Origin of the sequence: Neptunomonas qingdaonensis (genome assembly GCF_900113275.1) — a bacterium.
GTDB lineage: Bacteria > Pseudomonadota > Gammaproteobacteria > Pseudomonadales > Balneatricaceae > Neptunomonas > Neptunomonas qingdaonensis.
This window is the reverse complement of record NZ_FOOU01000033.1, coordinates 1-1,426: the sequence shown is the minus strand read 5'-3', so window position 1 is coordinate 1,426 and position 1,426 is coordinate 1. Positions and strand designations below refer to the sequence as shown.

Sequence of the window (1,426 nt, the reverse complement as noted above, 5' to 3'; positions counted from 1 at the left end):
ACATGCTTCCCACACGCCTTTGGCGTTATATGGTCAAGCCTCACGAGCAATTAGTACTGGTTAGCTCAACGCCTCGCAGCGCTTCCACACCCAGCCTATCAACGTCTTAGTCTTAAACGGCTCTTTAGGGGAATCAAGTTCCCAGCGAGATCTCATCTTGAAGGGGGCTTCCCGCTTAGATGCTTTCAGCGGTTATCCCGTCCGAACGTAGCTACCCGGCAATGCCACTGGCGTGACAACCGGAACACCAGAGGTTCGTTCACTCCGGTCCTCTCGTACTAGGAGCAACTCTTCTCAAATCTCAAACGCCCACGGCAGATAGGGACCGAACTGTCTCACGACGTTCTAAACCCAGCTCGCGTACCACTTTAAATGGCGAACAGCCATACCCTTGGGACCGGCTTCAGCCCCAGGATGTGATGAGCCGACATCGAGGTGCCAAACTCCCCCGTCGATGTGAACTCTTGGGAGGAATCAGCCTGTTATCCCCGGAGTACCTTTTATCCGTTGAGCGATGGCCCTTCCATACAGAACCACCGGATCACTAGCACCTACTTTCGTACCTGCTCGACGTGTCTGTCTCGCAGTTAAGCACCCTTATGCGCTTGCACTCAATGCATGATTTCCGACCATGCTGAGGGTACCTTCGTGCTCCTCCGTTACTCTTTGGGAGGAGACCGCCCCAGTCAAACTACCCACCACACAATGTCCTCGATCCCGATAAGGGAACAGAGTTAGAACCTCAACAGTACCAGGCTGGTATTTCAAGATTGGCTCCACACGATCTAGCGACCATGCTTCAAAGCCTCCCAGCTATCCTACACAAGTAATGTCAAAGTCCACTGTGAAGCTATAGTAAAGGTTCACGGGGTCTTTCCGTCTAGCCGCGGGTACACAGCATCTTCACTGCGATTTCAATTTCACTGAGTCTCGGGTGGAGACAGTGTGGCCATCGTTACGCCATTCGTGCAGGTCGGAACTTACCCGACAAGGAATTTCGCTACCTTAGGACCGTTATAGTTACGGCCGCCGTTTACCGGGGCTTCGATCAAGAGCTTCGCCGAAGCTAACCCCATCAATTAACCTTCCGGCACCGGGCAGGCGTCACACCGTATACGTCCACTTTCGTGTTTGCACAGTGCTATGTTTTTAATAAACAGTCGCAGCCACCTGGTATCTTCGACTGCCAGCAGCTCAGAGCGTAAAGCCCGTCACCGCCAGCAGCGTGCCTTCTCCCGAAGTTACGGCACCATTTTGCCTAGTTCCTTCACCCGAGTTCTCTCATGCGCCTTAGTATTCTCTACCTGACCACCTGTGTCGGTTTGGGGTACGGTTCGTTATAACCTGAAGCTTAGAAGCTTTTCCTGGAAGCATGGCATCAACAACTTCAGTCCTCAAGGGACCTCGTCATCAGTTCTCAGTCTTA

Annotated in this window: 1 rRNA gene; it reads right to left on the bottom strand. The window is 52.7% G+C overall.

Going from position 1 to position 1,426, the window contains the following annotated elements:
* Positions 1 to 29: 29 nt before the first annotated feature.
* Positions 30 to 1,426 (bottom strand): 23S ribosomal RNA (locus BM099_RS20210); the annotation flags it as partial.